The organism is Pseudomonas sp. FG86 (assembly GCF_057808775.1).
Genome location: NZ_JBMDIS010000018.1, coordinates 30,952 through 56,104, shown reverse-complemented (window position 1 = coordinate 56,104; position 25,153 = coordinate 30,952). Strand labels below are relative to the sequence as shown.

Annotated in this window: 21 protein-coding genes; 13 read left to right on the top strand and 8 right to left on the bottom strand. The window is 61.4% G+C overall.

Features of this window, described 5'->3' with window-relative positions:
* Positions 1-858 precede the first annotated feature (858 nt).
* Positions 859-2,988 (top strand): M48 family metalloprotease, encoded by a 2,130-nt coding sequence (locus ACODSV_RS14225; protein ID WP_150054067.1) that lies wholly within the window; start codon positions 859-861, stop codon positions 2,986-2,988.
* Between the two features lie 73 nt (positions 2,989-3,061).
* Here ACODSV_RS14225 and ACODSV_RS14220 read toward each other — a convergent pair whose 3' ends face one another.
* The 4 genes from ACODSV_RS14220 to ACODSV_RS14205 form a co-directional block, all read right to left on the bottom strand.
* Positions 3,062-4,348: an OprD family porin gene (locus tag ACODSV_RS14220; protein WP_024072832.1), complete on the bottom strand. Its 1,287-nt coding sequence runs from the start codon at positions 4,346-4,348 to the stop codon at positions 3,062-3,064.
* 697 nt (positions 4,349-5,045) lie between these two features.
* On the bottom strand, positions 5,046-5,261 hold the full coding sequence (locus ACODSV_RS14215; RefSeq protein WP_024072831.1) for a hypothetical protein: 216 nt from the start codon (positions 5,259-5,261) through the stop codon (positions 5,046-5,048).
* A gap of 234 nt (positions 5,262-5,495) precedes the next feature.
* Entirely contained in the window at positions 5,496-6,602 is a 1,107-nt protein-coding gene (gene aguA, locus ACODSV_RS14210) for an agmatine deiminase (RefSeq protein ID WP_150053693.1), read from the bottom strand.
* A gap of 122 nt (positions 6,603-6,724) precedes the next feature.
* A complete protein-coding gene (locus tag ACODSV_RS14205; protein ID WP_150053692.1) occupies positions 6,725-9,634 on the bottom strand; it encodes an aminotransferase in 2,910 nt (969 codons plus the stop codon).
* Between the two features lie 151 nt (positions 9,635-9,785).
* Here ACODSV_RS14205 and rfbB point away from each other — a divergent pair, with 151 nt between their 5' ends.
* From rfbB to ACODSV_RS14170, 7 genes are read left to right on the top strand one after another with little or no spacing between them, the layout of a single operon-like run.
* Positions 9,786-10,868: a dTDP-glucose 4,6-dehydratase gene (rfbB, locus tag ACODSV_RS14200; RefSeq protein WP_102625259.1), complete on the top strand. Its 1,083-nt coding sequence runs from the start codon at positions 9,786-9,788 to the stop codon at positions 10,866-10,868.
* On the top strand, positions 10,865-11,740 hold the full coding sequence (gene rfbA / locus ACODSV_RS14195; protein ID WP_150053691.1) for a glucose-1-phosphate thymidylyltransferase RfbA: 876 nt from the start codon (positions 10,865-10,867) through the stop codon (positions 11,738-11,740). The genes rfbB and rfbA overlap by 4 nt, the downstream gene beginning before the upstream one ends.
* A complete protein-coding gene (gene rfbC, locus ACODSV_RS14190) occupies positions 11,737-12,285 on the top strand; it encodes a dTDP-4-dehydrorhamnose 3,5-epimerase (RefSeq protein ID WP_024072826.1) in 549 nt (182 codons plus the stop codon). The genes rfbA and rfbC overlap by 4 nt, the downstream gene beginning before the upstream one ends.
* Positions 12,282-13,163, top strand: coding sequence for a dTDP-4-dehydrorhamnose reductase (gene rfbD, locus ACODSV_RS14185; RefSeq protein WP_150053690.1), 882 nt, complete (start codon positions 12,282-12,284; stop codon positions 13,161-13,163). Before rfbC ends, rfbD begins: the two co-directional genes overlap by 4 nt.
* A 36-nt stretch (positions 13,164-13,199) precedes the next feature.
* Positions 13,200-15,008 carry a sensor histidine kinase gene (locus ACODSV_RS14180; RefSeq protein WP_069075029.1) on the top strand — a complete coding sequence of 603 codons (1,809 nt, stop codon included), beginning with the start codon at positions 13,200-13,202 and terminating at the stop codon, positions 15,006-15,008.
* On the top strand, positions 15,005-16,390 hold the full coding sequence (locus tag ACODSV_RS14175; RefSeq protein WP_024072823.1) for a sigma-54-dependent transcriptional regulator: 1,386 nt from the start codon (positions 15,005-15,007) through the stop codon (positions 16,388-16,390). The genes ACODSV_RS14180 and ACODSV_RS14175 overlap by 4 nt, the downstream gene beginning before the upstream one ends.
* A 26-nt stretch (positions 16,391-16,416) precedes the next feature.
* Positions 16,417-16,872: a YiiD C-terminal domain-containing protein gene (locus ACODSV_RS14170; protein WP_041161075.1), complete on the top strand. Its 456-nt coding sequence runs from the start codon at positions 16,417-16,419 to the stop codon at positions 16,870-16,872.
* Between the two features lie 83 nt (positions 16,873-16,955).
* Here ACODSV_RS14170 and cysQ read toward each other — a convergent pair whose 3' ends face one another.
* Together cysQ and nudE are read right to left on the bottom strand one after the other, a co-directional pair.
* Positions 16,956-17,792, bottom strand: coding sequence for a 3'(2'),5'-bisphosphate nucleotidase CysQ (cysQ, locus tag ACODSV_RS14165; RefSeq protein WP_024072821.1), 837 nt, complete (start codon positions 17,790-17,792; stop codon positions 16,956-16,958).
* Positions 17,789-18,355: an ADP compounds hydrolase NudE gene (gene nudE / locus ACODSV_RS14160; protein ID WP_024072820.1), complete on the bottom strand. Its 567-nt coding sequence runs from the start codon at positions 18,353-18,355 to the stop codon at positions 17,789-17,791. The genes cysQ and nudE overlap by 4 nt, the downstream gene beginning before the upstream one ends.
* A gap of 87 nt (positions 18,356-18,442) precedes the next feature.
* Between nudE and yrfG the strand changes: the two genes are divergently transcribed.
* Positions 18,443-19,105 (top strand): GMP/IMP nucleotidase, encoded by a 663-nt coding sequence (gene yrfG, locus ACODSV_RS14155; protein ID WP_069075030.1) that lies wholly within the window; start codon positions 18,443-18,445, stop codon positions 19,103-19,105.
* Positions 19,106-19,153: 48 nt separating this feature from the next.
* On the opposite strand, the gene lysM is transcribed toward yrfG, so the two are convergent.
* On the bottom strand, positions 19,154-19,594 hold the full coding sequence (gene lysM / locus ACODSV_RS14150) for a peptidoglycan-binding protein LysM (protein ID WP_024072818.1): 441 nt from the start codon (positions 19,592-19,594) through the stop codon (positions 19,154-19,156).
* Between the two features lie 132 nt (positions 19,595-19,726).
* On the opposite strand from lysM, the gene ACODSV_RS14145 reads away from it, so the two are divergent.
* The 4 genes from ACODSV_RS14145 to ACODSV_RS14130 all read left to right on the top strand — a co-directional run bounded on the left by ACODSV_RS14145 (position 19,727) and on the right by ACODSV_RS14130 (position 24,576).
* Entirely contained in the window at positions 19,727-20,614 is an 888-nt protein-coding gene (locus ACODSV_RS14145) for a LysR family transcriptional regulator (RefSeq protein ID WP_150095291.1), read from the top strand.
* Between the two features lie 97 nt (positions 20,615-20,711).
* Positions 20,712-21,551 carry a formate dehydrogenase accessory sulfurtransferase FdhD gene (fdhD, locus tag ACODSV_RS14140; protein ID WP_024072816.1) on the top strand — a complete coding sequence of 280 codons (840 nt, stop codon included), beginning with the start codon at positions 20,712-20,714 and terminating at the stop codon, positions 21,549-21,551.
* Positions 21,548-23,896: an FdhF/YdeP family oxidoreductase gene (locus ACODSV_RS14135; protein WP_150095292.1), complete on the top strand. Its 2,349-nt coding sequence runs from the start codon at positions 21,548-21,550 to the stop codon at positions 23,894-23,896. Before fdhD ends, ACODSV_RS14135 begins: the two co-directional genes overlap by 4 nt.
* A 203-nt stretch (positions 23,897-24,099) precedes the next feature.
* Entirely contained in the window at positions 24,100-24,576 is a 477-nt protein-coding gene (locus ACODSV_RS14130) for a glycine zipper domain-containing protein (RefSeq protein ID WP_150056102.1), read from the top strand.
* Between the two features lie 127 nt (positions 24,577-24,703).
* On the opposite strand, the gene ACODSV_RS14125 is transcribed toward ACODSV_RS14130, so the two are convergent.
* The gene (locus tag ACODSV_RS14125; RefSeq protein ID WP_024072814.1) at positions 24,704-25,135 is read right to left on the bottom strand and encodes an acyl-CoA thioesterase; all 432 of its coding nucleotides are present in this window, start codon (positions 25,133-25,135) and stop codon (positions 24,704-24,706) included.
* Between the last annotated feature and the right edge of the window lie 18 nt (positions 25,136-25,153).

Here is a 25,153-nt window from a genome sequence, read left to right as displayed (position 1 = left end):
GAGGATCTAGTCTGGGTAGGTCTTGTAACCGTCGGGAGCACTGCCATGCCGGTTTCAAACCTTACGCTGCTCACCCTGAGTGGCCGTCTGCTGCCTGTCGCCACGGCAGCTTTTGGCGGTTTCCTGCCTATTCTCTACTGAAGGGATGATCGACAACGTTCGAATTCGGGAGGTTTACCATTCGTATGCGGCACTGAATTACTTACAGACCGACAATGTGCTGACATCTAAAAAATCCCGAATTCGATTCCACCGAACGCCATAACTAGCTGATTTATTTATAGTTACTAGTTGGGGTACGTCGAATTTTCCAGCGAACTCCAGACGCCCGAAAAACCTAGTCTCGCCGAAACATACCGTTCGTCTGGTGCCGCACCATACAAAACAAAGCCCTCGCAGAAATGCGAGGGCTTCGTTGTTTCTGGTGTATCTGTATTGGCTGAACACCCTTCACCCGCCCGCCTTTCTCCACACCTCTACACCCCCTCGAAAATCCCCCACCTCTATACCCAAGATTCAATTTCCAAGCTTTATGCTGAATTATGAACTGGCAATAATTATGGCTAACCCATAAAAACACCTAATCCCACCAACCCAGCTATCTTCCCAATCGCGCCCCACTCCCCCGCCCCCCCTAACCTCCCGCCGTCGCTGAAACTCAGCGGCCGAGCCTGAGAACCCGACTTGATGCAGGCGCTAACCACGCCCCCCATTCGCAGTGATTACGAACGTGACAGCTCTCACCCGATAGAGGAGTTTGACCGATCCCCAGCCTGGTCAGGCCGGGGCTTTTTGGTGCCCTGCTGGGCGGTTTTTCTGTATAACGCCGTCAAGACTAAGCGTTGCGAACGGATGCCCATGAACGCCCTGAAACTGATCTGCCTGCTGGTGATTGTCCCGCTGCTGCTCGCCGCTCTGGGCGGCTGGGAGCGTGAGCGGGCGGGTGAGGCTGCCGCTTGGTTGATCAACTACCAGGCCGATGTCAGCGCCACTCGGCAAACCCTGAACACCTTGGCGACGCAAAACCCTACGGCCCATATCGACCTGGGCGAGGAAGAAATCGGCATCCAGCCGGCGCTCGAGCGGCTGGATAAAATCACGGCCGAACTGCCCACCGCCCAACGTATCAATAGCGGCATGCGCACCCTGGCGCCGTGGGTGATGGGGCTGGGCCTGCTGGCGGCGTTGATCGGTGTGGCGGCGCTGGCCGGCACACAGTGGGCGGGGCGGCGTGCGCGGCAGTCGCGGGAAAAACTATTGCAGGTGTTCGCCCTCGGCAGCCGCTTGTTGCCCTATGTGCTGGTGAGCCATGTGGTGGCGATGGCGACGACGGTGGCGCTGGCCTTGAGTTTCGAAGGCTTGGCGATGTGGCACATCGGTCGATTGGGTCGCGGCGAGTTCAAGCTGATGGCCGTGCTGGCGGTGATTGCGGCGTTCTGCCTGTATTCGATCTGGCTGCTGCTCAAACAATCGCGGCACATGCTGGGTATGTTCAAACCCGAGCCGCTGGAGATGTTCGGGGCGGTGGTGACGCACGCACAGGCGCCGGCGCTGTGGCGCGACGTGAATACGTTGGCCGGCAAGCTCGGCGCGCTGTCACCGGACCATATCGTGGTGAGCCTGACCCAAGGTTTTTACGTGACCTCCAGCGAGGCCCACGTGCAACCGGCGCATACCACGCTGCATGGACGCACCTTGCATGTGCCGCTGCTGTACCTCGGCCTGCTGAGCCGCGACGAAATCGGCGCGGTGATCGGCCATGAGCTCGCACACTTTGCAGGGGAAGACACCGAATACAGCCTGCGCTTCTTGCCGATCTACGATGGGGTCAATCGCAGCCTGGCGGTGCTGCTGGACACCCTGCTGGCCAGTGACCTGATCCAGGAGTGGCTGATGCGGCCGTCATTCCTGTTCGGCGTGTTTTTCATGCAGCGCTTTGATCAGGCGGTCAACCATTGGAGCCGCGAGCGCGAGTTACTGGCGGATGCCGCAGGTGCGCGCCTGGTCGGCAATGGCGCGGCGGCTTCAGCGCTGTTGCGCGTGTCGGTGTTGCAGCCGCTTATCGAGGACGCGCTGTTGGCCTTGTGTGACTCAGCCTCGGAAGAGGATCTGCCCACCGCCGCCCTGGCCGCACTGCAAGGCCGTGAACTGCAGGTGCCGCCACAAGCGTTGGAGATTCATCAGCCTCACCCGACCGACTCGCACCCGTCGAATGGCGAACGCCTGCAGGCGCTTGCCGTGTCGCCGGATGACGCCCTGCACAGCGCCACCCGGTTCGTGGATGCCCACGCCGCGGATGGGCAAATCGACGCTTATTTCAGTGCGCCGCGCACGCTGCGTGAGCAGTTATCGCGCGACCTGATCGACGTGGCGGTCACCGAAAACACCGCGCACACGGCGTTGCTGGAAACCCTGGCCACATCGACCGACGGCGAACGTGAACTGCATGAGGGAGGGCGTTGGCGCGGCGTGCTGATGGCGGTGTGCGCCGTGCCTTTTGTGGGGCTCGGCTTGGCCATCATGAGCCAGCCCTGGCTGGCCCCGGAACGTTTGAAAAGCAACACGTTGTCGGCGATCGGCGCCGGGGCGGCAATCGCTGTTATCGCGTTGATCTTTTTGTGGCTGGGTGTGCGCCGTTTCAAGCGCGCACCGCAGGTCGCGTTGCGCCTGACGCCGGAGCATTTTGTGTTCGCCAACCTGGCGCAGCCGTTGCCGATTGAGCACATCGCCGGTGTCACCCTGCAATTTATGCAGGGTATCTGGGTGACCGTGGAGCTGACGCCGGAAGCGCCCTTGCCTGAACGGCGCAAAACCGCATTCGGCGTGCCGGGCGCGCGCATCAACAAGAAGAAACGCCAGGTGTTGTTGCAGATGGCGCAGTTGTGCATCGACAACCAGAAGCTCGAACCCTATGAGGGCTTGTCACTGATGCTCGACTATGTGAATGCCTCCCTCGCCCGCAAGATTTTGCAGCACCGCGAGGACTGATCGGCGCACATAAAAAAACCCCGAACCAGTCGGGGTTTTTTATCGCCTGGAATCAGGCGCGACGCCAGATCAATTAGAAAACGTTGATCGGGTAGTCGGCGAACAGACGGACTTCGTTACCGCCGACGTTGTACTGGTCGGCGTTGTTGGAAACACGCAACCAGGACGCACGAGCACGCAGGCTCAGGTCTTTGGCCGGGCCGCTCTGGACGACGTACTTGAACTGGTTGAAGATTTCGCGCTCGGTGCCATTGCCACGGTTGGAGCCGTCGTCAATGTTGGTACCGCGCACGTAGGCCACGTTGTAGGTCAGGCCAGGCACACCGAAGGTGCTGAAGTCCAGGCCGTAGCCGACTTGCCAGGAGCGCTCGTCCTTGCCGTTGAAGTCGGACCAGTAGGAGTTGGCCAGCAGGATGGTGTTGCCGCCATCGCCGATGCCGCCGGCGTTGCGGTAGCCGCCGTACAGGTAGCCCGTGTCGCCGGTGCTGCGCTGGTGAGCGACGGTGAAGCTGTGCGGGCCAACGGCCCACGTGGCGCCCAGGCTCCAGATTTTGTTGTCGCGGGCGTCGGCGTCACCTTGGTTCTCCAGGGCGAAGCTGCGGTCCAGCTTGGTTTTGTAGCCATTGAAGTCAAAGGTCAGCGACTGTTGCTCTGGCAGGGCCAGCACGTAGTTGACGTTGACGTATTGCTTTTTCAGCACGTCTTGCATGTCGGAAGCGTACAGCGCAGCGGACAGGCTTTCGGTGAATTTGTAGCTACCACCGATGTAGTCGATGCTTTTCAGGCGGCCGCTGTCGCTGCCTTCGGCGCTCTTGCGGGCTTCTTTGGTGAAGTGACCGGCGTCCAGTTGCAGACCGGCGATCTCTTTGGAAACGATCGAGGTGCCTTCGTAGGTTTCCGACAGCAGGCGCGAGTTGTCGTATTCCAGAACCGGCACGGCTGGCATCTGCTGACCGTATTTGATCACGGTGTTGGAGATGCGCGCCTTGACGGCTGCGCCGCCCTTGGCCAGGTCGTTGGCGGCTTCGCCGCTGTCGCCTTGTTTGAAGAAGTCGATACCGCCCGCGCCGCTGCGACCTTTACCACCGTCCAGACGGATAGCGTATTGGCCGATGACGTCCACACCTACACCGACGGTGCCTTGGGTGAAGCCGGACTCGAACTTGCCGATAAAGCCTTGGCCCCATTCGGCTTTGTCTTGCTTGCCATTCTTGTAGTCACGGCTGATATAGGCGTTGCGTGCCGCGATGTTCAGGTGGCTGTCGTCTACGAAACCCTTGGATTGCTCCTGGTCGTTTGCCATGGCCTGAGTGGCGCTCAAAATCCCCAGAGCAATCAGACCCATCCGTTGCTTCAACATTTTTTGTATTCCTTATTACTGGTTGAGTACGCGCTGTGACACCAGGCTCCGTTCTGCTTTTTCTGGCGTCGACTTTTCCCGGAAAAAAGAAGGCCCGCGGACGACTGAACTGCCGCAGGCCTTTTTTTATTGGATGAGTCATGGCGGTTAGCCACAGGCGTTGGGCGCAATCCTAGTCCCGCGTTGAACTATGTGTCAATTTCGCGAATCGTCTGTATTTAGGCGAAATAATTCTAAGCAACGCCCTACATCGGTTCTAAAAACGACCCAATTCCTTCTCTTACGACGTCAGAAACACATTTCGTAATACATTTGGGAAGCGGTACGTGTGCTGATACCTGACGTGATGGCGCCGTGCCAGGGTGGTGGGGATGGATTGCGGTTTTCGGCAGAAGGCCTGGGATAGGTGCGCGGCACTCAGCCATCGTGGTGCTTACAGGCACCCACCCTTTATAGGGCTGAACAGGCTTTAAATGTGGGGTTCCACTAAATCTCTGACTTGGCGCTGTCGCGCAGCAAACTGGAGCCGCTGTGGCGAGCGGGCTTGCCCCGCGTTGGGCTGCGCAGTAGCCATAATAAGAACGCTGCAGTGTGTCAGTCAGTTCCGGGGGGGTGTTTTGGGGCTGCTGCGCAGCCCAACGCGGGGCAAGCCCGCTCGCCACTACAGCCCACGTCCACATGTTGATAGGCGTACACGTTAGTTATTCAGTAACTCACACAACACCTGCATCTCATCGTCACTGAACAACCCCGCCGGGTAGCGTTCACTCATCACACTGTGCAAATCCGGCTGCTGCCTGAGCTGCCGCGAACCGTTAGCCTTCAACCAGAGCGCCAGCGCATGGATGGCGTCACCGTTGACCCGCAAGGGGTGAAACGTGCGCGTATTCATTGGGTTGATGTTGGCATTCATTTCAGCGCTCTCTCCTACTGCGTGAGCGGCTAACTTACTCAAGGTTTATGACAGAACTGCGCAGTCATCAGCCTTGGCTACTGTGACAACACCAATACAAGAGCTATGCCAATGTCCCGGATCTATAGGTATTCAGACACAAAAAAGCCCACGGCCTTGCGGGGCCGTGGGCTTGCTGCGAGCGCTGGAACCGAGTAGTGCCCGGTCGCCGTTGAGGCGCTGTTACAACTGCACTCAGTTTTTGTGCGGGGCCGGCTGTTGTTGGGTCAGGCAATGGATATTACCGCCACCCAGTAACAGTTCGCGGCCCGGCACCATCACCACTTCGTGCTGCGGGAACAGGCTCTGCAGGATGTCCTTGGCCTGGCTGTCCAACGGGTCGTCAAAGCTCGGGGCGATGATGCCGCCGTTGACGATCAGGAAGTTGACATAGGAACCGGCCAACCGCACGCTCGGATTACGCTCCTGGGTGCCATCCACCGGGTCCACGCCGGCACACTCTTCCTCGGTGGCATACAGCGGGCCCGGAATCGGCATTTTGTGCACTGTGAACGAGCGGCCCTGGGCGTCAGTGCTGCTTTGCAGGACGTCCATGGCTGCGTGGCAACGGGCGTAGTTCGGGTCTTGCGGGTCGTCGGTCCAGGCCAGCAACACTTCGCCCGGGCGCACATAGCAACAGAAGTTATCCACATGGCCGTCGGTTTCGTCATTGAACAGGCCATCCGGCAACCAGATGATCTTATCCACCGCCAGGTTGGCACTGAGCACCGCTTCGATAGCCGCACGGTCGAGGTGCGGGTTGCGATTGCGGTTGAGCAGGCATTCTTCGGTGGTGATCAGGGTGCCTTCGCCGTCGACGTGGATCGAACCGCCTTCCAGCACGAACCCTTCGGTGCGGTAACGCGGCGCGCGTTCGATCTCGAGGATCTTGCCGCCCACCTGCGAGTCACGGTTCCACGGCGCATACAGGCCACCATCAAAACCACCCCAGGCGTTGAAATCCCAGTTCACGCCACGCACTTCGCCGGTGTTGTTGATCACAAACGTCGGGCCGGTGTCGCGCACCCAGGCGTCGTCACTGGACATTTCCACCACGCGGATATTCGGCACGTCCAGGCGGGCGCGGGCGTTTTCGTACTGGCCGGCAGACACCGCGACCGTCACCGGTTCAAACCGCGCGATAGCCTTGGCCACCGCCACGTGAGCGGCCTGCGCCGGTTTGCCACCCAGGCGCCAGTTGTCCGGGCGTTCGGGCCAGATCATCCAGGTTTGGGTCTGGGGCGCCCATTCGGCGGGCATATAAAAGCCATCGGCGCGAGGTGTGCTGTGCAGGGTGGTCATGGCAATCAGGGCTCCGAATGGGGGTGAAGGCCGACTTTATAACGGATAAAAATCGGCTTTAACAGCGACCTGCAATCATAGGCGATAAATATGACAGCAAATAACCGATAACAATCGATTATTTACGCTTGTTCATTCAACGCCTTCGACAGCATGTCGACAAAGAAGTCCACGCTGCGTTTGGAGGTGACCATCGGCGGCTTGATCTTGAGGATGTTCAGGTAGTCACCGGTCGGCTGCATGAAAATCCCAAGTTCCCGCAGACGCTCGCACAACAGCGCGGTCTCTTCGGTGGCGGGCTCCAGGGTGTGTCGATCCCGCACCAGCTCCAGCCCCAAGTAGAAACCGGAGCCATGCACGGCGCCGACCAACGGATGACGGTCGATCAGTGCTTGCAGCCGCGCCTTGAAATGCCCGCCCACGACCTGGGCGTTTTCCCACAGCTTTTCTTCTTCCATCACATCCAGCACCGCCATGCCGATCCGGCAACTGACCGGGCTGCCCCCCGAGGACGAAAAGAAATACCCCTCGGCTTCCAGTGCTTCGGCAATCTCGCGCCGAGTGATCACCGCCCCCAAGGGCTGACCGTTCCCCATGCCCTTGGCCATGGTGATGATGTCCGGCACAACACCCTGCTCTTCAAAGCCCCAGAAGAAATGCCCCATGCGCCCATAGCCCACCTGCACTTCATCGGCAATGCATACGCCGCCCTGGGCACGCACCCGCGCATACACCTGCTGCAGATAGCCCGGAGGCAGGGAAATACCGCCGGCATTGCCGTACACCGGCTCACAAATGAAGCCAGCCAGTTGGCGCTGGCTCGCGGCGATTTTCGCCAGGTTGTGCTCCACACTGCGGACATAATCCGGCGCACTGTCTGGCCCGCGGAACTCACCGCGATAGGTATTCGGCGCAGTCACCGGGTGTACCCAATCCGGGCGGCTGCTCAGGGCCTTGGGGTTGTCGGCGATCGAGGTGGACACTGCATCCGCCGCCACCGACCACCCGTGGTAAGCCTCCAGCACGCTGAGCATGTCGCGCCCGCCGCTGTAGGCCCAGGCCAGGCGAATGGCCAGGTCATTGGCCTCGGTGCCGCTGTTGACCAGGAACACCCGGTCCATACCCTCCGGCGCCAGCGCCAGCAGGCGCTCGGAAAACTCGGCAATCGCCGCGTAGTGGAAGCGCGAGTTGGTGTTGAGCAATGACCATTGCCGAGCCGCCACGGCCGCCATACGTGGGTGGCCGTGGCCGAGCACGGCCACGTTGTTGAGCATGTCGAGGTAGGAACGGCCCTGCATGTCGATCAGATGGTTGCGCCAGCCGCGTTCGATGCGCGGCGGGTCGACGTAATAATGCTTCTGCGAACGGGCGAAACTGGCGTCGCGCCGGGCCAGCAGGGCCTCGGGGTCCAGTTCCGGCTCAGCGTCACAGGCCAGGCCAAGCAGCGTCGCCGGTGACGGGCAAAGCGCTTGCCACGCCGGTACCCGGGAGGGCGCGCAGAACAGCGGCGGTTCGATGTCCGCGCGGCATACCTGCACCATCAGCGGGGCATGGACTTCGCCGATTATCTGCCCTTCCACCAGCACCGCGCCGGGGTTCAATGCGGTTTTCACCCCCCACAGACGCAGGCTCAGCGGACCGTCATGCAGGCTCAGCAGACCGTCGGCGCCCTTGCGCAACGTGCCGCCAAAGGGCGCCTCCAACACGGTGCCATGGGGCAAGTGCAGTTCAACATGCAGCGGGAACGTCTCGGGCTCAACGGCGCTGTCGGGACGGGTGCGCGACAGCCGATATTGCCCATAGCGGCTGGCGGCCAACCCGTGCACGGTGGCCGCTTCATCCAGTAATCGGCGATCGATGCCGGGCTGTTCCCAATTGCCCGCTTCGAAATGCGGGCTGAGCACACCCAGGTCAATCAGCGCGAATTCCTGGCCCACCAACCCTGGCAACAAAGGGGCGAAGTTCTGGTCGGCCAACGGCGCCGGCGTCTCCCCGACACTGCTCAGAATCGCCGCTTCCATTAGTTCAAAGGGCACCGACATTGCCACATGGAAGATTTCCCACTCATGCTCGGCGTTTTTCAGCAGGTAGCTGTTATTCGGATCCAGGCGTTGCTGCTGTTCGCTGCTCAGCACCAGCACCGCCGCGCGGGCGACGATCAGTGGCCACAGGGCCTGCAGTTCTTCGCGCTGTAAGGGGTTGACCGCATGGAACGCACGGATGGCCGGGAGGATGGCAAAGGGATCGCTTTCAGCATGGTGCAGCAGCGCGGCACACGTCACCGACAAATCGGCGATGCGCCAGGTGTGCACCAGGTCGCCGAAATCGATCACCCCCTGGATCTGCCAGTGCCGCTGGGCATCCCGTTGCCACATGACGTTGTCATCGGTGATGTCCATGTGCACCGCTTGCCAGGGCAGGTGATCGGCCAGGTCGCGCAGGCGCGCGTCAACCTGTTCGGCCACCTGCTCCAAGAGGGCGCGATGGGGCAGGTTTTGCAGGGTTGCCAACAGGTGGGTGATCAGCTCCTGGGCGTGGCGCGGGTCCCATTGCAAGGTGCGGTCCAGGCCCGGGTGCTGGAAATCGGCCAGGGCCAGGCTCATTCGCCCGCACAACGCGCCGAAGCCTGCAATGACATCGCGGCCCAGATGGGGGAGATGGGTCAGGGGCTGCCCGTCGATGTAGTCCAGCAACCGCAGGTGCAGGTTTTGTCCACCCACCGCAACGGTGAGCAACTCTTCACCGGTGTGCGCCTTGATGACCTGAGGTACCTGCATCTGCACATGGGCCTGCAGGTTGTTGAGGGCCGCGTGCTGGGCCTGCAACTCAACGGCAGCGTAGTCACCCCGGCAGATTTTCAGAACAAAGCGGCCACGGTCGCTGTCGACCTTGTAATTGAGGTCTTGCTGGCTGCCCAGCGCCTGCAGGGTGCCGGTGAGGCCGTAATGCTGCTCAAGCAGGTGTGCCGCCTGATCGGGGTCCACTTGCGGGCAAGGTAGGCTGGCGCGATGGATCAACGTGGCGAGCAACATTGTGACGACCTCGGTTTTTTTAGGCGTCTATATCGCCATTGTTAAGAGGCCAAAGCAACCCCCAACACACAGCACGCTTGTGCCGACCTGCTCCACCACTCAAGCTATGCTCCATTTGCTTAATGTCCGTCTAAGGAAAAGGCCCTCCGACATGCGCATTCTCATCACCGGCGGCGCTGGTTTTATCGGCTCCGCCCTGATCCGCCACCTGATCCAGCACACCGAGCACGAAGTGCTCAACCTGGACAAACTCACCTACGCCGGCAACCTGGAGTCGCTGACCAGCATCGCGTCCAACAGCCGCTATGAGTTCGTACAGGCCGATATCGTCGACCAGGCCACCGTCAGCGCCGTGCTCGCGCGCTTCGAGCCGCAGGCGATCATGCACCTGGCGGCCGAGTCCCATGTCGACCGCTCCATCGATGGCCCGTCGGATTTTATCCAGACCAATATCGTCGGCACCTACAGCCTGCTTGAGGCCGCCCGCGCCTATTGGCAAAAGCTCGACGAACCCGCCAAGCGCGCGTTCCGCTTCCATCACATCTCCACCGACGAAGTGTATGGCGACCTGCATGGCGTGGACGACCTGTTCACCGAAACCACGCCCTACGCGCCCAGCTCGCCCTACTCGGCCAGCAAGGCTGCGTCCGACCACTTGGTACGCGCCTGGCAGCGAACCTATGGGCTGCCGGTGCTGCTGACCAATTGTTCGAACAACTATGGGCCGTTCCACTTCCCGGAAAAGCTGATCCCCCTGGTGATCCTCAATGCCCTGGCGGGCAAGCCGTTGCCGGTCTATGGCGATGGCTTGCAGGTGCGCGACTGGCTGTTCGTAGAAGACCACGCCCGCGCATTGCTCAAGGTGGTGACCGAGGGTGTGGTCGGCGAGACCTACAACATTGGCGGGCATAACGAGCAGAAAAACATCGACGTGGTGCGCGGCATCTGCGCCCTGCTCGAAGAGCTGGCGCCGCAACGCCCGGCCGGCGTCGAGCAATTCACCGACCTGATCACCTTCGTCAAGGATCGCCCCGGCCACGACCAGCGCTATGCCATCGACGCCAGCAAGATCGAACGCGAGCTGGGCTGGGTCCCACAGGAAACCTTTGAAAGCGGGCTGCGCAAGACCGTGCAGTGGTACCTCGACAACCTGGAGTGGTGCCGCAGGGTCCAGGACGGCAGTTATCAGGGCGAACGATTGGGCAACACTGACTTCAAGGATCTGATTGCATGATGAAGGGAATCGTATTGGCCGGGGGCTCCGGCACCCGTTTGCACCCCATTACCCTGGGGGTGTCCAAGCAGCTGTTGCCGGTGTATGACAAACCGATGATCTACTACCCGATCTCGGTGCTGATGCTGGCGGGAATCAAGGACATCCTGGTGATTTCCACACCGGTCGACCTGCCGCAATACCGCAACCTGCTGGGGGATGGCAGCCAGTTTGGCGTACGCTTCAGCTATGCGGAGCAACCCTCGCCAGATGGCCTGGCCCAAGCGTTCATCATCGGTGAAGAGTTCATCGGCGATGATCCGGTCTGCCTGATCCTGGGTGACAACATCTTCCACGGCCAGCATTTTGGCGACCAGCTGCGTACCGCGGCCGAGCGCCCCTCCGGGGCTACCGTATTCGGCTACTGGGTCAAGGACCCGGAGCGTTTCGGGGTGATCGACTTCGACCAAGACGGCCGCGCCCTGTCCATCGAAGAAAAACCGGCCAAGCCCAAGTCGTCGTACGCGGTGACCGGCCTGTATTTCTATGACAACGACGTGATCAGCATCGCCAAGGCGGTCAAGCCTTCACTCCGTGGCGAGCTGGAGATTACCGACGTCAACAACGCTTACCTCAAGCGCGGCGACCTGCATGTCGAGCGCTTCGGCCGTGGCTTTGCCTGGCTCGACACAGGGACCCATGACAGCCTGCTCGAAGCGTCGACCTATGTGCAGACCATCGAGCATCGCCAGGGGCTGAAAGTGGCGTGCCTGGAAGAAATCGCCTACGAAAATGGCTGGATCGACCGCGATTACCTGCTGGAGCGTGCGCAGTACTTCGGCAAGACCGGCTATGGCCAATACCTGTACATGCTGGCTGGGGATGCTCCATGAATGTAACCGCCACTGAGTTGCCCGGTGTATTGATCATCGAGCCGAAGGTTTTTGGCGACGAACGCGGCTTCTTCTACGAAAGTTTCAATGCCCGGGATTTTGCCCAGGCCACGGGCCTGCAGCAGCAACAGTTTGTCCAGGACAATCATTCACGCTCGCAAAAAGGTGTACTAAGGGGCCTGCATTATCAAATTGAGCACGCCCAGGGGAAGTTGGTACGTGTGACAGCTGGCGAAGTCCTGGATGTCGCGGTGGATATCCGTCGTAGCTCACCTCATTTCGGTAAGTGGGCCAGTGTGCATTTATCCGCCGACAATAATCGCCAACTGTGGATTCCACAGGGGTTCGCCCATGGCTTTGTAGTACTGAGCGATTACGCCGAGTTCCTCTACAAAACTACCGACTACTACACACCCTCCGCGGAGCGCTGCATTCGTTGGGATGATCCGAAACTCAATATCGATTGGCAACTGAACGGCACTCCGACCTTGTCCGCCAAGGATCAGCAAGGCAAAAGTCTGGAAGATGCAGACCTGTTCCCATGAGCCGCCCTTTAAAAATCCTCATCACCGGCCAACACGGCCAGGTCTCCCTGGCGCTGCAACAAAGGCTCCAGGGCCTGGGCGAACTCATCGTGCTGGGCCGCGACCAGCTTGACCTGGCCAACGTCGAGCAGATTCGTCAGCAGGTACGTACCCATCGCCCGGGCCTGATCATCAACGCCGCAGCGCACACCGCGGTCGATCAGGCCGAAAGCGAACCGGACGCGGCTTTCGCCGTCAACGCCATCGCTCCCGGCATCCTCGCCGAGGAAGCCAAGGCCCTGGGCATCCCGCTGATCCATTACTCCACCGACTACGTGTTCGACGGCAGTAAACCTGCGCCCTACACCGAAGCCGATGTGCCGAACCCACTGGGTGTGTATGGCCAAAGCAAGCTGGCCGGTGAGCAGGCGATCGCCGCCGTGGGTGGCCAATACCTGATCCTGCGCACCAGTTGGGTGTATTCCCGCCATGGCAAGAACTTCCTGCTGACCATGCAACGCCTGCTGCAAGAAAAACCGCAGATGCGCATCGTCGCCGACCAGATCGGCGCTCCGACCTGGGCCGGTACCATCGCCAATAGCACCCGCACGTTGATCGAGCGCTGGCAGGCCGGCCAGGCGGGCGATTGGGGTATCTATCACCTGACCGCCCAGGGCGAGACGTCATGGTTCGGCTTCGCTCAGGCGATTGGCGAACATCTGCGTGCTGCGGGCAAACCCTGCGCCGAGCTGGAAGCGATCCCTTCCAGCGCCTACCCGACGCCGGCCAAGCGCCCCCTGAACTCGCGCCTCGATTGCAGCCGCCTGCGCCAGCAGTGGCAGGTTGGCCAGCCACAGTGGCAAGACGCATTGCGCGAGTGTCTTGCCGAGCAGCACTAGGCATAATGCGCCTGTACCCACAGGCGCACGACACCCATGACTCCACCTCTCCCGCGAAGACCCCGCTGGCGCAGCCTCGCCCTGCTGGCGCTGTGCCTGGCGCCGCTGCTGTGGCCGCTGGAGCACCTGGCCGAGCGTTATTACCGCAGCGAACTGGCCGGGCAGAACCGCCAGACCCTCGACCTCTACGTCGCCAACCTGCTGGGCACGCTGCACCGCTACGAGGTGCTGCCGCAAATCCTCGGTGACTTGCCGGCCTTGCGCACCGCGCTGGAGGCACCGGACGTCAGCACCAACCTGGTCAACGCCAACCTGCTGCTCAAGGACGTCGCCGCCCAGGCCGGGGTGGAAGTGATGTACCTGATGGACACCACCGGCAAGACCCTTGCCGCGTCCAATTGGGACAAGCAGGACAGCTTCGTCGGGCGCAACTTTTCGTTCCGCCCGTATTTCAGCGAAGCCATGGCCGGGCGGCTGGGGCGGTTCTTCGGCCTGGGTACCACCTCGGCCAAGCGCGGTTACTTCTTCGCCGCCGCCGTGCGCAATGGCGAAAAAATCATCGGCGTGCTGGTGGTCAAGGTCGACCTGGACCACACCGAAAGCCTGTGGGGCAACACCCCCGAACAACTATTGGTAACCGACCATAACGGCGTGGTGATCCTCACGTCGCGTCCGCAATGGCGATTCCGCGCCACCCGGCCGCTGACCGATGAAGAGCGCCAGGCCATCATCGCCATCCAGCCCTACCCGACCCGCGACCCGCAACCGCTGACCCTGAGTTCCACGGCATGGTTGCGCCAATCCACTGCGATCGCCGAGACCGGCTGGAACGTGGAAATCCTCGCGCCACGCTCACTGATCAACCGCCCGGTGCGCACGGTAGTGGCCGTAGGTGGCGCCACGCTGCTGGTATTGATGTTGCTGCTGGGGCTGATGATGCAGCGCCGCCGTCATTACCTGGAGCGCATCGCCTTTGAAGCCAAGGCCCGTCGCGAGCTGGAGATGCGCGTGGTCGAGAGGACCAGCGACCTGGAAGGGCTCAACCGCCGCCTGAAACAGGAGGTACTGGAACGCGAACACGCCCAGCAGGAACTGGTGCGCGCCCAGGATGATTTGGTGCAAGCGGGCAAACTGTCGGCACTGGGCACCATGTCGGCGAGTATCAGCCACGAACTCAACCAACCCCTGGCGGCGATTCGCAGCTATGCCGAAAACGCCGAAATCCTCCTCGACCATGAACGCACCAACGATGCGCGCGGCAATCTCAAGCTGATCAGCGAACTGACCGGGCGCATGGCCTCGATCATCGCCCACCTGCGTGCGTTCGCCCGCCGCGATCGGCACGCGCCGGAAAGCGTCGCCCTGCAACCGGCGCTGGACGATGCCCTGGCGTTGCTGGCCAAGCGACGGCGCTCGATGGAAGTGGAACTGATCCGCGATTTGCCCGAGGCAACCTTGTGGGTAGAAGCCGGCGAAACGCGCCTGCGCCAGGTGCTGGGCAACCTGCTGGCCAACGCCCTCGACGCCCTGACCGAAAAAGGCCCGCCGCGCAAACTCTGGCTGAGTGCCCAAACCACCGAACAGGGCGTCAACCTGTACATTCGCGATAATGGCCCAGGCTTTTGCATGGAAGCACTGGGCCGCGCCAGCGAGCCGTTCTACACCACCAAGACCCGCACCCAGGGCCTGGGGTTGGGCCTGGCCATCTGTGACACGCTGATGCGCGCCTTTGGCGGCGAACTGCTGTTTGCCAACCACAAGGAAGGCGGCGCGCTGTTAACCTTGAAATTGCGTGCCGGCTCGCCGGGCGTCAGTCTGCAACCGTCCGAGGACCGCAGTGTATGAGTATCGATAACCAGATTCAGGTGGTGTTGATCGACGACGATCCACACTTGCGTCAGGCCCTGTGCCAGACCCTGGACCTGGCCGGGCTGAAGGTCCTGCCCCTGGGCGAAGCCACCGGCCTCACCGCGCGCTTGTCGAGGGATTGGCCGGGGGTAGTGGTCAGCGATATCCGCATGCCCGGCATGGACGGCCTGGAGCTGCTCGCCGAACTGCACGGCCAGGACCCGGAGCTGCCGGTGCTGCTGATCACCGGCCACGGCGACGTGCCGTTGGCGGTGCAAGCCATGCGCGCGGGTGCCTACGACTTCCTCGAAAAACCCTTCGCCAGCGACGCCCTGCTCGACAGCGTGCGCCGCGCCCTGGCCCTGCGTCGCCTGGTCCTGGACAACCGCAGCCTGCGCCTGGCCCTCAGCGATCGCCAGCAACTGAGCACACGCCTGGTCGGGCACTCGCCCCAAATGCTGCGCCTGCGCGAACAGATCGGCGCACTGGCAGCGACCCGCGCCGATGTACTGATCCTGGGTGAAACCGGGGCCGGCAAGGAAGTGGTGGCCCGTGCGCTGCACGACCTGTCGAACCGGCGCAGCGGGCCATTCGTGGCGATCAACGCCGGGGCGCTGGCGGAGTCGGTGGTGGAAAGCGAACTGTTTGGCCATGAACCCGGCGCGTTTACCGGGGCGCAGAAGCGCCGGATCGGCAAGTTCGAATTCGCCAATGGCGGCACGCTGTTCCTTGATGAAATCGAAAGCATGAGCCTGGATGTGCAGGTCAAACTGCTGCGCCTGTTACAGGAACGCGTGGTCGAACGCCTTGGCGGCAATCAGTTGATCCCGCTGGATATCCGCATCATCGCGGCCACCAAGGAAGACTTGCGCCAGGCCGCCGACCAGGGCCGCTTCCGTGCCGACTTGTACTACCGCCTCAACGTCGCACCGTTGCGCATTCCGCCGCTGCGCGAACGGGGCGAAGACGCACTGATGCTGTTCCAGCACTTTGCCGACGAAGCCAGCAGCCGCCACGGCCTGCCACTGCACGAGCTGCAACCAGGCCAACGTGCGTTGCTGTTGCGCCACAACTGGCCGGGCAATGTGCGCGAACTGCAGAACGCCGCAGAACGCTTTGCCCTCGGCCTGGAGTTGGCGCTGGATAACACCCCGGACAATCCGGTAACCGGTGTGCTGACCTCGACCCCGGGCGGCTTGAGCGAACAGGTCGAGCAGTTCGAAAAAAGCCTGATCGCCGCCGAACTGACCCGCCCCCACAGTTCCCTGCGCAGCCTCGCCGAAGCCCTGGGCGTACCGCGCAAGACCTTGCACGACAAACTTCGCAAGCACGGCCTGAACTTCGCCGACAGCAGCAACCAAGGCGCTGACGACGAATGACCCTGCCCACTCACCAAGAGGCCGCCATGAGCCGCGACAGCCGTTACCTGGAATCCATCCTCCACCACGACATCCCCCTGACCCGTGAAATGGGCCTCAAGGTGCTCGACTGGCAACACGGCCAACTGCGATTGCACCTGCCCTTGCAAGCCAATATCAACCACAAGAGCACCATGTTCGGTGGCAGCCTCTATTGCGGCGCGGTGCTGGCGGGTTGGGGCTGGCTGCACCTGCAACTGCGCGAGGAAGGGATTGAAGACGGGCATATCGTGATTCAGGAAGGGCAGATCAGCTATCCGCTGCCCGTGACGCAGGACGCGACCGCCATTTGCGCGGCGCCGGAGGAGAAGGTGTGGAAGCGCTTTTTAGCCACCTACAAGCGCTATGGCCGGGCGCGGTTGACGTTGGACACGTGGATCGTAAATGAGGGCAGTGAAGAGCTGGCAGTGACTTTCACCGGCCAGTACGTCCTGCACCGCTGAAAGCCATCACACAAAACCAATGTGGGAGGGGGTGCAAGTCGAATCGTCGCACCGCCTCTCCCACATTTTGATCTGCGCTGGTTTTAAGATCTTGCCAAAGTCAGCAAGCGTTCACGCCACGCCGCCTTCGCCGGTAACGCCAGGAAGAACGGGTTCAACAACGATGCCCGCGCCGGGTAGCTGAACGGCTCACCACTCAACTCCAGTACCTCGCCGCCCGCCCCTTCCAATACACCCTGCGCCGCAGCGGTATCCCACTGCGAGGTCGGCGCCAGGCGCGGATAGCAATCGGCGCTGCCTTCGGCCAATAGGCAGAATTTCAACGAACTGCCGATATTCGCCAGCTTCAACTCCCCCACCCCTTCGCTCAAGCCATTGAGCAAACGCTCCTGCTCTGGGCTGGTATGCCGACGGCTGGCAACCACGGTGAAGGCTTCACCCGCCGCCGGAGTCTCGCGTACCTGGATCTGCCTGGGCGCTTCATTCACGTCCGAACGCCACGCGCCAAGCCCCGCGCCGCCGAAGTAGCACCGGCCGTTGGTAGGCATGGATACCACGCCAAATATCACACGGCCCTGTTCGATCAACGCAATGTTGACGGTAAATTCTTCACTGCCGGCGATAAATTCCTTGGTGCCATCCAGCGGGTCCACCAGCCACCACCGCTGCCAGCCGGCGCGTACGCTCTGGTCGATATCGGCGTCTTCTTCGGACAACACCGGGATACTCGGGTCCAGGGCTGTCAAACCGGCGAGAATCAGGTGATGGGCGGCCAGGTCCGCGGCCGTCACCGGCGAATCGTCAGCCTTGGACGTCACCGCCACTTCGGCGCGCCAGTACGGCAGGATGACTTCACCCGCCTGGCGAGCCAGTTCGATCACAGGGGCGATAAACGGGTGGCCTAAAAACAGTTCGCTCATGCGCTAAACGCTCCTCGCTGGGTCAACAGGTCTCGTACCAGATACAACGCAGCCAGCGCGCGGCCTTCGCTGAACTGCTCATTTTGCGCCAGTTGCGACAACTCGCGCAGGTTGACCCTGTCCACGCGCATCGGTTCAGGTTCATCACCTTCCAGGCGTTCTTCATAGAGGTCGGTGGCCAGCACCACCTGGATTTTCTGGCTCATATAGCCGGGGGACAGTGACAGCTCAGTGAGGTGCTCCAACTGGCGGGCGCCATAACCGGCTTCCTCCTTGAGCTCGCGGTCCGCCGCCGCCAGCACGTCCTCGCCGGGCTCGATCAGCCCCTTGGGCAAGGACAGCTCGTATTCGTCGGTGCCACCGCAGTACTCTTCCACCAGCAGCGCATGGTCGGCGTCGATCATTGCCACGATCATCACCGCGCCGTACCCGGCACCACGTCCCACCAGGCGCTCGTAGGTGCGTTCAACGCCATTGGAAAAGCGCAATTGCACTTCCTCCACGCGGAACAAACGGCTACTGGCGACTATTTCGCGGGCGAGGACGGTGGGTTTCTGGCGCATAAGCGGCTCCTTGGCGTGATCGGGTTACTATACCGTGGCTTTTCCGATTGTCTGTGTCGGATATCTTTACTTACATGAGACCGCCCCATGCCCTCTTTGCCCTGGCACGCCATCGACACTGTCCTGCTGGACATGGACGGCACCCTGCTCGACCTGCATTACGACAACCATTTCTGGATGGAACACCTGCCTCAGCGCTACGCCCAGTTGCATGGTGTGAGTCGGGCCATGGCCGAGATGGAGTTGCAGCCGCTGTTCGAGCGTAACGCCGGACAGTTGCAATGGTATTGCCTGGATTTCTGGAGCACCGAACTGAACATTCCGGTGCGCGAGCTCAAGCTGGAAACCGCCCACCTGATCGCCCTGCGCCCAGGTGCCGATACCTTTCTGGCGGCGATCAAACAGGCCGGAAAACGGGTGATCCTGATCACCAACGCTCATCGTGACTCGCTGTCATTGAAGTTGGAACGCATTGAGTTGGCGCCGTATTTCGAGCGATTGATCAGCTCCCACGACTACGGTTTCGCCAAGGAAAACCCGCAGTTCTGGGATGCCTTGCAAGCCGATATCCGGTTCGACCCGGCGCGCAGCCTGTTTATCGACGACACGTTGCCGATCCTGCGCAGCGCCCAGAAATTTGGCGTGGGGCATTTGCTGGCGGTGAAAGAGCCGGACAGCCAAAAAGGGCCCAAGGACACCGGGGAATTTGCCGCAGTCGAGGATTACCGGGACCTTATTGTCGGACTTTGACCCCTTGTGGGAGGGAGCAAGCCCCCTCCCACATTATTACTTTGTGAATTACTCAGGAATACGCAGCGTCTGCCCTGGGTAAATCTTGTCTGGATGAGACAACAGCGGCTTGTTGGCCTCGAAGATATCGTTGTACCGGCTGGCCTTGCCGTAAACCGCCAGGGAAATCGCGCTGAGGGTGTCGCCCTTTTTCACCACGACGAAACGGGCGGCGGCAACTACCGGGCCGGTTACGGTGATCTGGTCATCCACACTGGCCACACCGGCAATGTTGCCGGCCGCCAGAATGATTTTTTCTTTCTCTTCCTGACTGGCCACGGTCCCTGTAAGCGTGACCTTGTCACCCTCGACAGTGGCGTGAACATCCGGATTACCCAGCCCGACTTCTTCAATGTGCTTTTTCAGATCATCACTGGCATTGGCGTTGCCCGGCGTCAACAGCTTGACCAACTTCTCGCCGGCTTCCTTAACAAAGCTAAAAAGACTCATAGTGCGCTCTCCTTGATAGTTGATTTCCAGATGCCCAAGACTAGACCAGCCCCGAAGACTTGGGTTCCAGCCCGACCAAAGACCCAAACGCGCTAGAATCCCCCCGCCATTGGAATAAGCCCTGGAGCGAAGATGGACATCAAGCAGCTGAAATTCCTCATCGCCCTCGACGAGACCCGTCACTTCGGCCAGGCAGCAGCGCGTTGCCATATCACCCAGCCGACCCTGTCGATGCGCCTGCGCAGCCTGGAAGAAGAACTCGACCTGCCGCTGGTCAATCGTGGCCAGCGCTTCGAGGGCTTTACCGCCCCCGGCGAGCGAGTACTGGCCTGGGCGCGCACGGTGCTGGCAGCCTATGACGGCCTGCAGGCCGAAGCGGCGGCCTGTCGTGGCAACCTCGTCGGTACGTTGCGCCTGGGGGTGGTGCCGCTGTCGAGCTTCGATCCGTTGGCGTTGATGCAGCAACTGCACAAGGAACACCCGAGCCTGCGCTTTGAGCTTTCGGCCCTCAGCTCCGAACAGATTCTGGAACAACTGGCGAGCAATCGCCTGGACCTCGGCGTGTCGTACCTGGAGCGCCTGGACAATGAACGCTTCGACTCCCTGGCGCTCGGCGAAACCCGCATGGGCCTGCTCTACGACCAGCGCTATTTCAGCTTCGGCGACACACCGCTGAGCTGGGAAGCGTTGATCGAACTGCCCCTGGGCATGCTCACCAGCGGCATGCACTTTCGCCAGTCCATCGACCACAACTTCCACAGCCGGGGCCTGCACCCGCAGCCGCTGTTGCAAACCGATGCCGTCCATCAGTTGTTACAAGCGGTACACGGCGGGCTGTGCTGCGCGGTAATGCCCTTGGACGGTGGCCTGGATGCGCTCACCGAGCACTTGCGCCTGCAACCGATCGAAGACGCCCACACCCTCGCGCGCCTGGGGCTGATCATGCGTCGCAGCGCGCCCCGTTCGGCGCTGGCGGAAGCCTGTTTTGCGCTGTACCAGAAATTGCTGACAGAGCATTGATCGACGTCATCTATCGGCAGATCAGTACTGGCAATTAGACGCGACGCTTTGTCGCGCCTAGTCTAGACACTGATCAATCCGCCGGTGGTACTGCCCCATGAACGCCAAGCGCCCAGTCTGCGCGGCGCCCGCCCCTGAAACGTCCGCGCCCGCCGCCAGCCAGAGCTACCAGTTCTGCAACCTCGAACACACAGAGGCCGCCAGCACGGCATTGGCGGAAGAAGTGGCGTTGGCAATTGCCTATAACGACATCAGCCAGGCAGTCATGCTGGTGACGCCCACTGACCTGGAAGACTTTATTGTCGGGTTCAGCATGGGTAGCGGCATTATTACCGACGTTGGCGACATTTATGACCTGAAACTCAGCGGCTCGGGCGCCACTCAATACGCTCAAGTCCAAATCTCCAGCCGCGCGTTTTGGAACCTCAAGCAGCAGCGTCGCCAATTGGCGGGCACCAGCGGCTGCGGTTTGTGTGGCGTGGAAGCCGTGGAACAGGCACTGCCAGACCTCCAAGTGCTGCCCGGCGCCCCCTTGCCGCCCGCCGCATGGCTCGACGGCCTGCGCCAACGCATCAGCGCCTTCCAGCCTTTGGGCCAATACAGTGGCGCCGTGCACGCGGCGGTGTTTATGAACAATCAGGGCGAACTGTTGCTGGGCCGCGAAGACATTGGCCGGCATAACGCCCTGGATAAGTTGATCGGCGCCCTGATCCGCCAAAAGATCCCGACAGCGGGTGGCCTGGCAATTGTCACCAGCCGTTGCAGCCTCGAATTGATCCAGAAAGTCCTGCGCGCGGGCATCCAGACCCTGGTCAGCCTGTCGTCGCCCACCGGCCTGGCCCTGCAATGGGCGCGCCGGCACAACCTCAACCTCATCCACCTGCCGCAGAAAAGTGCGCCGCGGGTCTACAGCCCTGCGATGGAGTACCAGCCATGAGCAATCACCACCAAGCCGACCAAACCCCAACCCCGCGCTACAAGCCCTACAAAGGCCCGGCGGGTGGCTGGGGCGCGTTGATCAGCGTGGCGCAGGCGTGGCTGACCAGCGACAACGCGCTGAAAAACATCCGCATGATGCTCAAGACCAACCAGAACGGCGGCTTCGACTGCCCGGGCTGCGCCTGGGGCGACTCGCCGGAAAGCGGCATGGTCAAGTTCTGCGAAAACGGCGCCAAGGCCGTCAACTGGGAAGCCACCAAGCGCCGTGTCGACGCTGCATTCTTCGCCAAGCACAGCGTCACCGCGCTGCTGGAACAAAGCGACTATTGGCTGGAATACCAGGGCCGCCTGACCGAACCGGTGCGCTATGACGCCGAGACCGACCGCTACAAACCCATCAGTTGGGACGCAGCGTTCGACCTGATCGGCAAGCACCTCAACGCACTGCCCAGCCCTGATATGGCCGAGTTTTATACTTCCGGCCGTGCCAGCAACGAAGCGGCGTACCTGTATCAATTGTTTGTACGCGCCTACGGCACCAACAACTTCCCGGATTGCTCGAACATGTGCCACGAAGCCAGCGGCGTGGCCTTGGCGCAAAGTGTAGGCGTCGGCAAAGGCACCGTGACCTTTGACGACTTTGAACATGCCGACGCGATTTTCGTCTGGGGCCAGAACCCCGGCACCAACCACCCACGCATGCTCGAACCGCTGCGTGAGGCCGTGAAACGCGGCGCCCAGGTGGTGTGCATCAACCCGCTGAAAGAGCGCGGCCTGGAACGCTTCCAGCATCCGCAGCACCCGCTGGAAATGCTCACCAACGGTGACAAGCCAACCAATACCGCCTACTTCCGCCCGGCGCTGGGGGGCGACATGGCCATCCTGCGTGGCATGGCCAAATTCCTGCTGCTGTGGGAGCGCCAGGCCCAGGCTGAAGGCAAGGAAGCGGTGTTCGACCACGACTTCCTCAACGAGCACACGACCAACGTGCTCGATTACCTGGGCCAGATCGACGACACCTCCTGGGATGAAATCGTCGCGCAGTCCGGCTTGCCCCTGGTCGAGATCGAGCAAGCGGCGCGCATGTACGCCAAAGGCAAGAACGTGATCATGTGCTGGGCGATGGGCATTACCCAGCACCGCCATTCGGTGCCGACCATCCAGGAGATCGCCAACCTGATGCTGTTGCGCGGCAACATTGGCCGCCCAGGCGCCGGCCTGTGCCCGGTGCGCGGTCACAGCAACGTGCAGGGCGACCGCACCATGGGCATCAACGAACGCCCACCGGTGGCGTTCCTCGACGCCCTGGAACGCCGCTTCCAGTTTCAGGTGCCACGTACCAACGGCCACAACGTGGTGGAAGCGATTCACGCCATGCTCGAAGGTCGCTCCAAGGTGTTCATCGGCCTGGGCGGCAACTTCGCCCAAGCCACGCCGGACAGCCCGCGCACCTTCGAAGCACTGCGCAATTGCGACCTGACCGTACAGATCAGCACCAAGCTCAACCGCAGCCACCTGACCCACGGCAAAGACGCACTGATCCTGCCGTGCCTGGGCCGTACCGACATCGATATCCAGACCGAAGGCCCGCAGGCCGTGACCGTGGAAGACTCGTTCAGCATGGTCCACGACTCCAACGGCCAATTGCAGCCGCTGTCGAAACTGATGAAATCCGAGCCGGCCATCCTCGCCGGCATCGCCGCCGCCACCCTGGGCAGCAAGCCGGTGGACTGGAACTGGCTGGTGGGCGACTACAGCCGCATTCGCGACCTGATCGCCGACACTATCCCAGGCTTCAAGGACTTCAACGAACGCCTCAAGCACCCGGGTGGCTTCTACCTCGGTAATTCCGCCGGTGCGCGTCGCTGGAACACACCGTCGGGTCGCGCCAACTTCCGCCCGAATATCCTGCCCGCAGACCTGATCCACGAACGCACCCACGCCACCGGTCGCGTGCCAGACCTGATCATGCAATCCATGCGTTCCCACGATCAGTACAACACCACCATATATGGCCTGGATGACCGCTATCGCGGGGTGAAAGGCCAGCGTGACGTGCTGTTCGTCAACGAAGCCGACATCATCCGCCTGGGTTTCAAGCCGGGGCAGAAGGCTGACATCGTGTCGTTGTGGGAGGACGGTCGGGAGCGCAGGGTGAAAGGCTTTACCTTGCTGGCGTTTGATATTCCGGCGGGGCAGGCAGCTGCCTACTACCCGGAAGTGAACCCGCTGGTGCCGCTGGAAAGCACGGGGGATGGCAGCCATACGCCAACGTCGAAGTTCGTGGCGATTCGTTTGGAAGCGGCAAGTGACAGTGGGCTGATCATGGCCCGCTCGGCCTGACTAGAATCCGAACACAAAAAAGGCCGCTTTTGCATAAAAGCGGCCGTTCCGAAGTAGCTAAAGACCCACAAAAATTACTTAAGTTCCCCTGCTAAAACAGCAACTTATAGAATTGTGTACAACTCGTGTTACTGGTCGGATTTCTATTGTCACAATGTCGATACAGCCTCAGGATCGCGCCGTCATCCTCTTGAGGTCTCTCTATGAAGTTCTCCTCGATTCTCTTGTTGTCCCTTGGCCTGGTCAGTGGCGCAGCCATGGCCGGTGGCACCACCGAAGCCGGTGTGGGCGGCGCATTGGGCGGGGTACTCGGTTCGGTTGTGGGCCAGCAGGTCGGCGGTAACACCGGTTCGGCCATTGGCGCCGCCCTGGGCGGTGCGGGCGGCAGCGCGGTGGGCGCCGACAAACGCAGCCGCGGCGAAGCCGCTATTGGCGGCGCTCTGGGCGCAGCCGGCGGCAACGTGGTAGGCCGCAGCATGGGCGGCACCACCGGCAGCCTGATCGGCGCAGCTGCCGGCGGCGGCGCGGGTGGCGCACTGGGCAACTACATGGGCAACAAGAGCGATGACGACGACCGCCGTTATCGTGGCCGTGACGACCGTCGCTACTACCGGGATGACCATCGCGGCCGTGGCCATGCCTATGGGCATCGCAAGAACAAGCATCACTACCGTGATTGATCAGATCTAGAGAACATTGAAAAAACACTGTGGGAGGGGGCTTGCCCCCGATGGCGAGGATTCAGTCGATTAATTTCTGACTGATACACCGCCATCGGGAGCAAGCCCCCTTCCACTCTATGCAAAGTCAGGCCACCAACCCCTGCAACGCTTCGCGTAATCGCCCCGGAATCGTCACCGGCTGGTTCGACCCACGATCCACGAACACATGCACGAAGCGTCCCGCCGCACAGGCCTCCTCTTCGCCCGCCTTGAACACCGCCAACTCATACTGCACTGAACTGTTGCCCAACTTGCCTACCCGCAGGCCGATTTCTATACGGTCGGGAAAAGCGATCGACGCAAAGTAGTCACACGCCGAACTCACCACGAACCCCACCACTTCGCCATCGTGAATATCCAACCCGCCCTGCTCGATCAGGTAGGTATTCACCGCCGTGTCAAAGAAGCTGTAGTAGGTCACGTTGTTCACATGGCCATACACGTCGTTGTCGTGCCAGCGCGTGATGATCGGCTGGAAGTGACGGTAATCGGCGCGTTGGGGCGTTGAGTCGGGCATGGGCACACCTCATGAAAG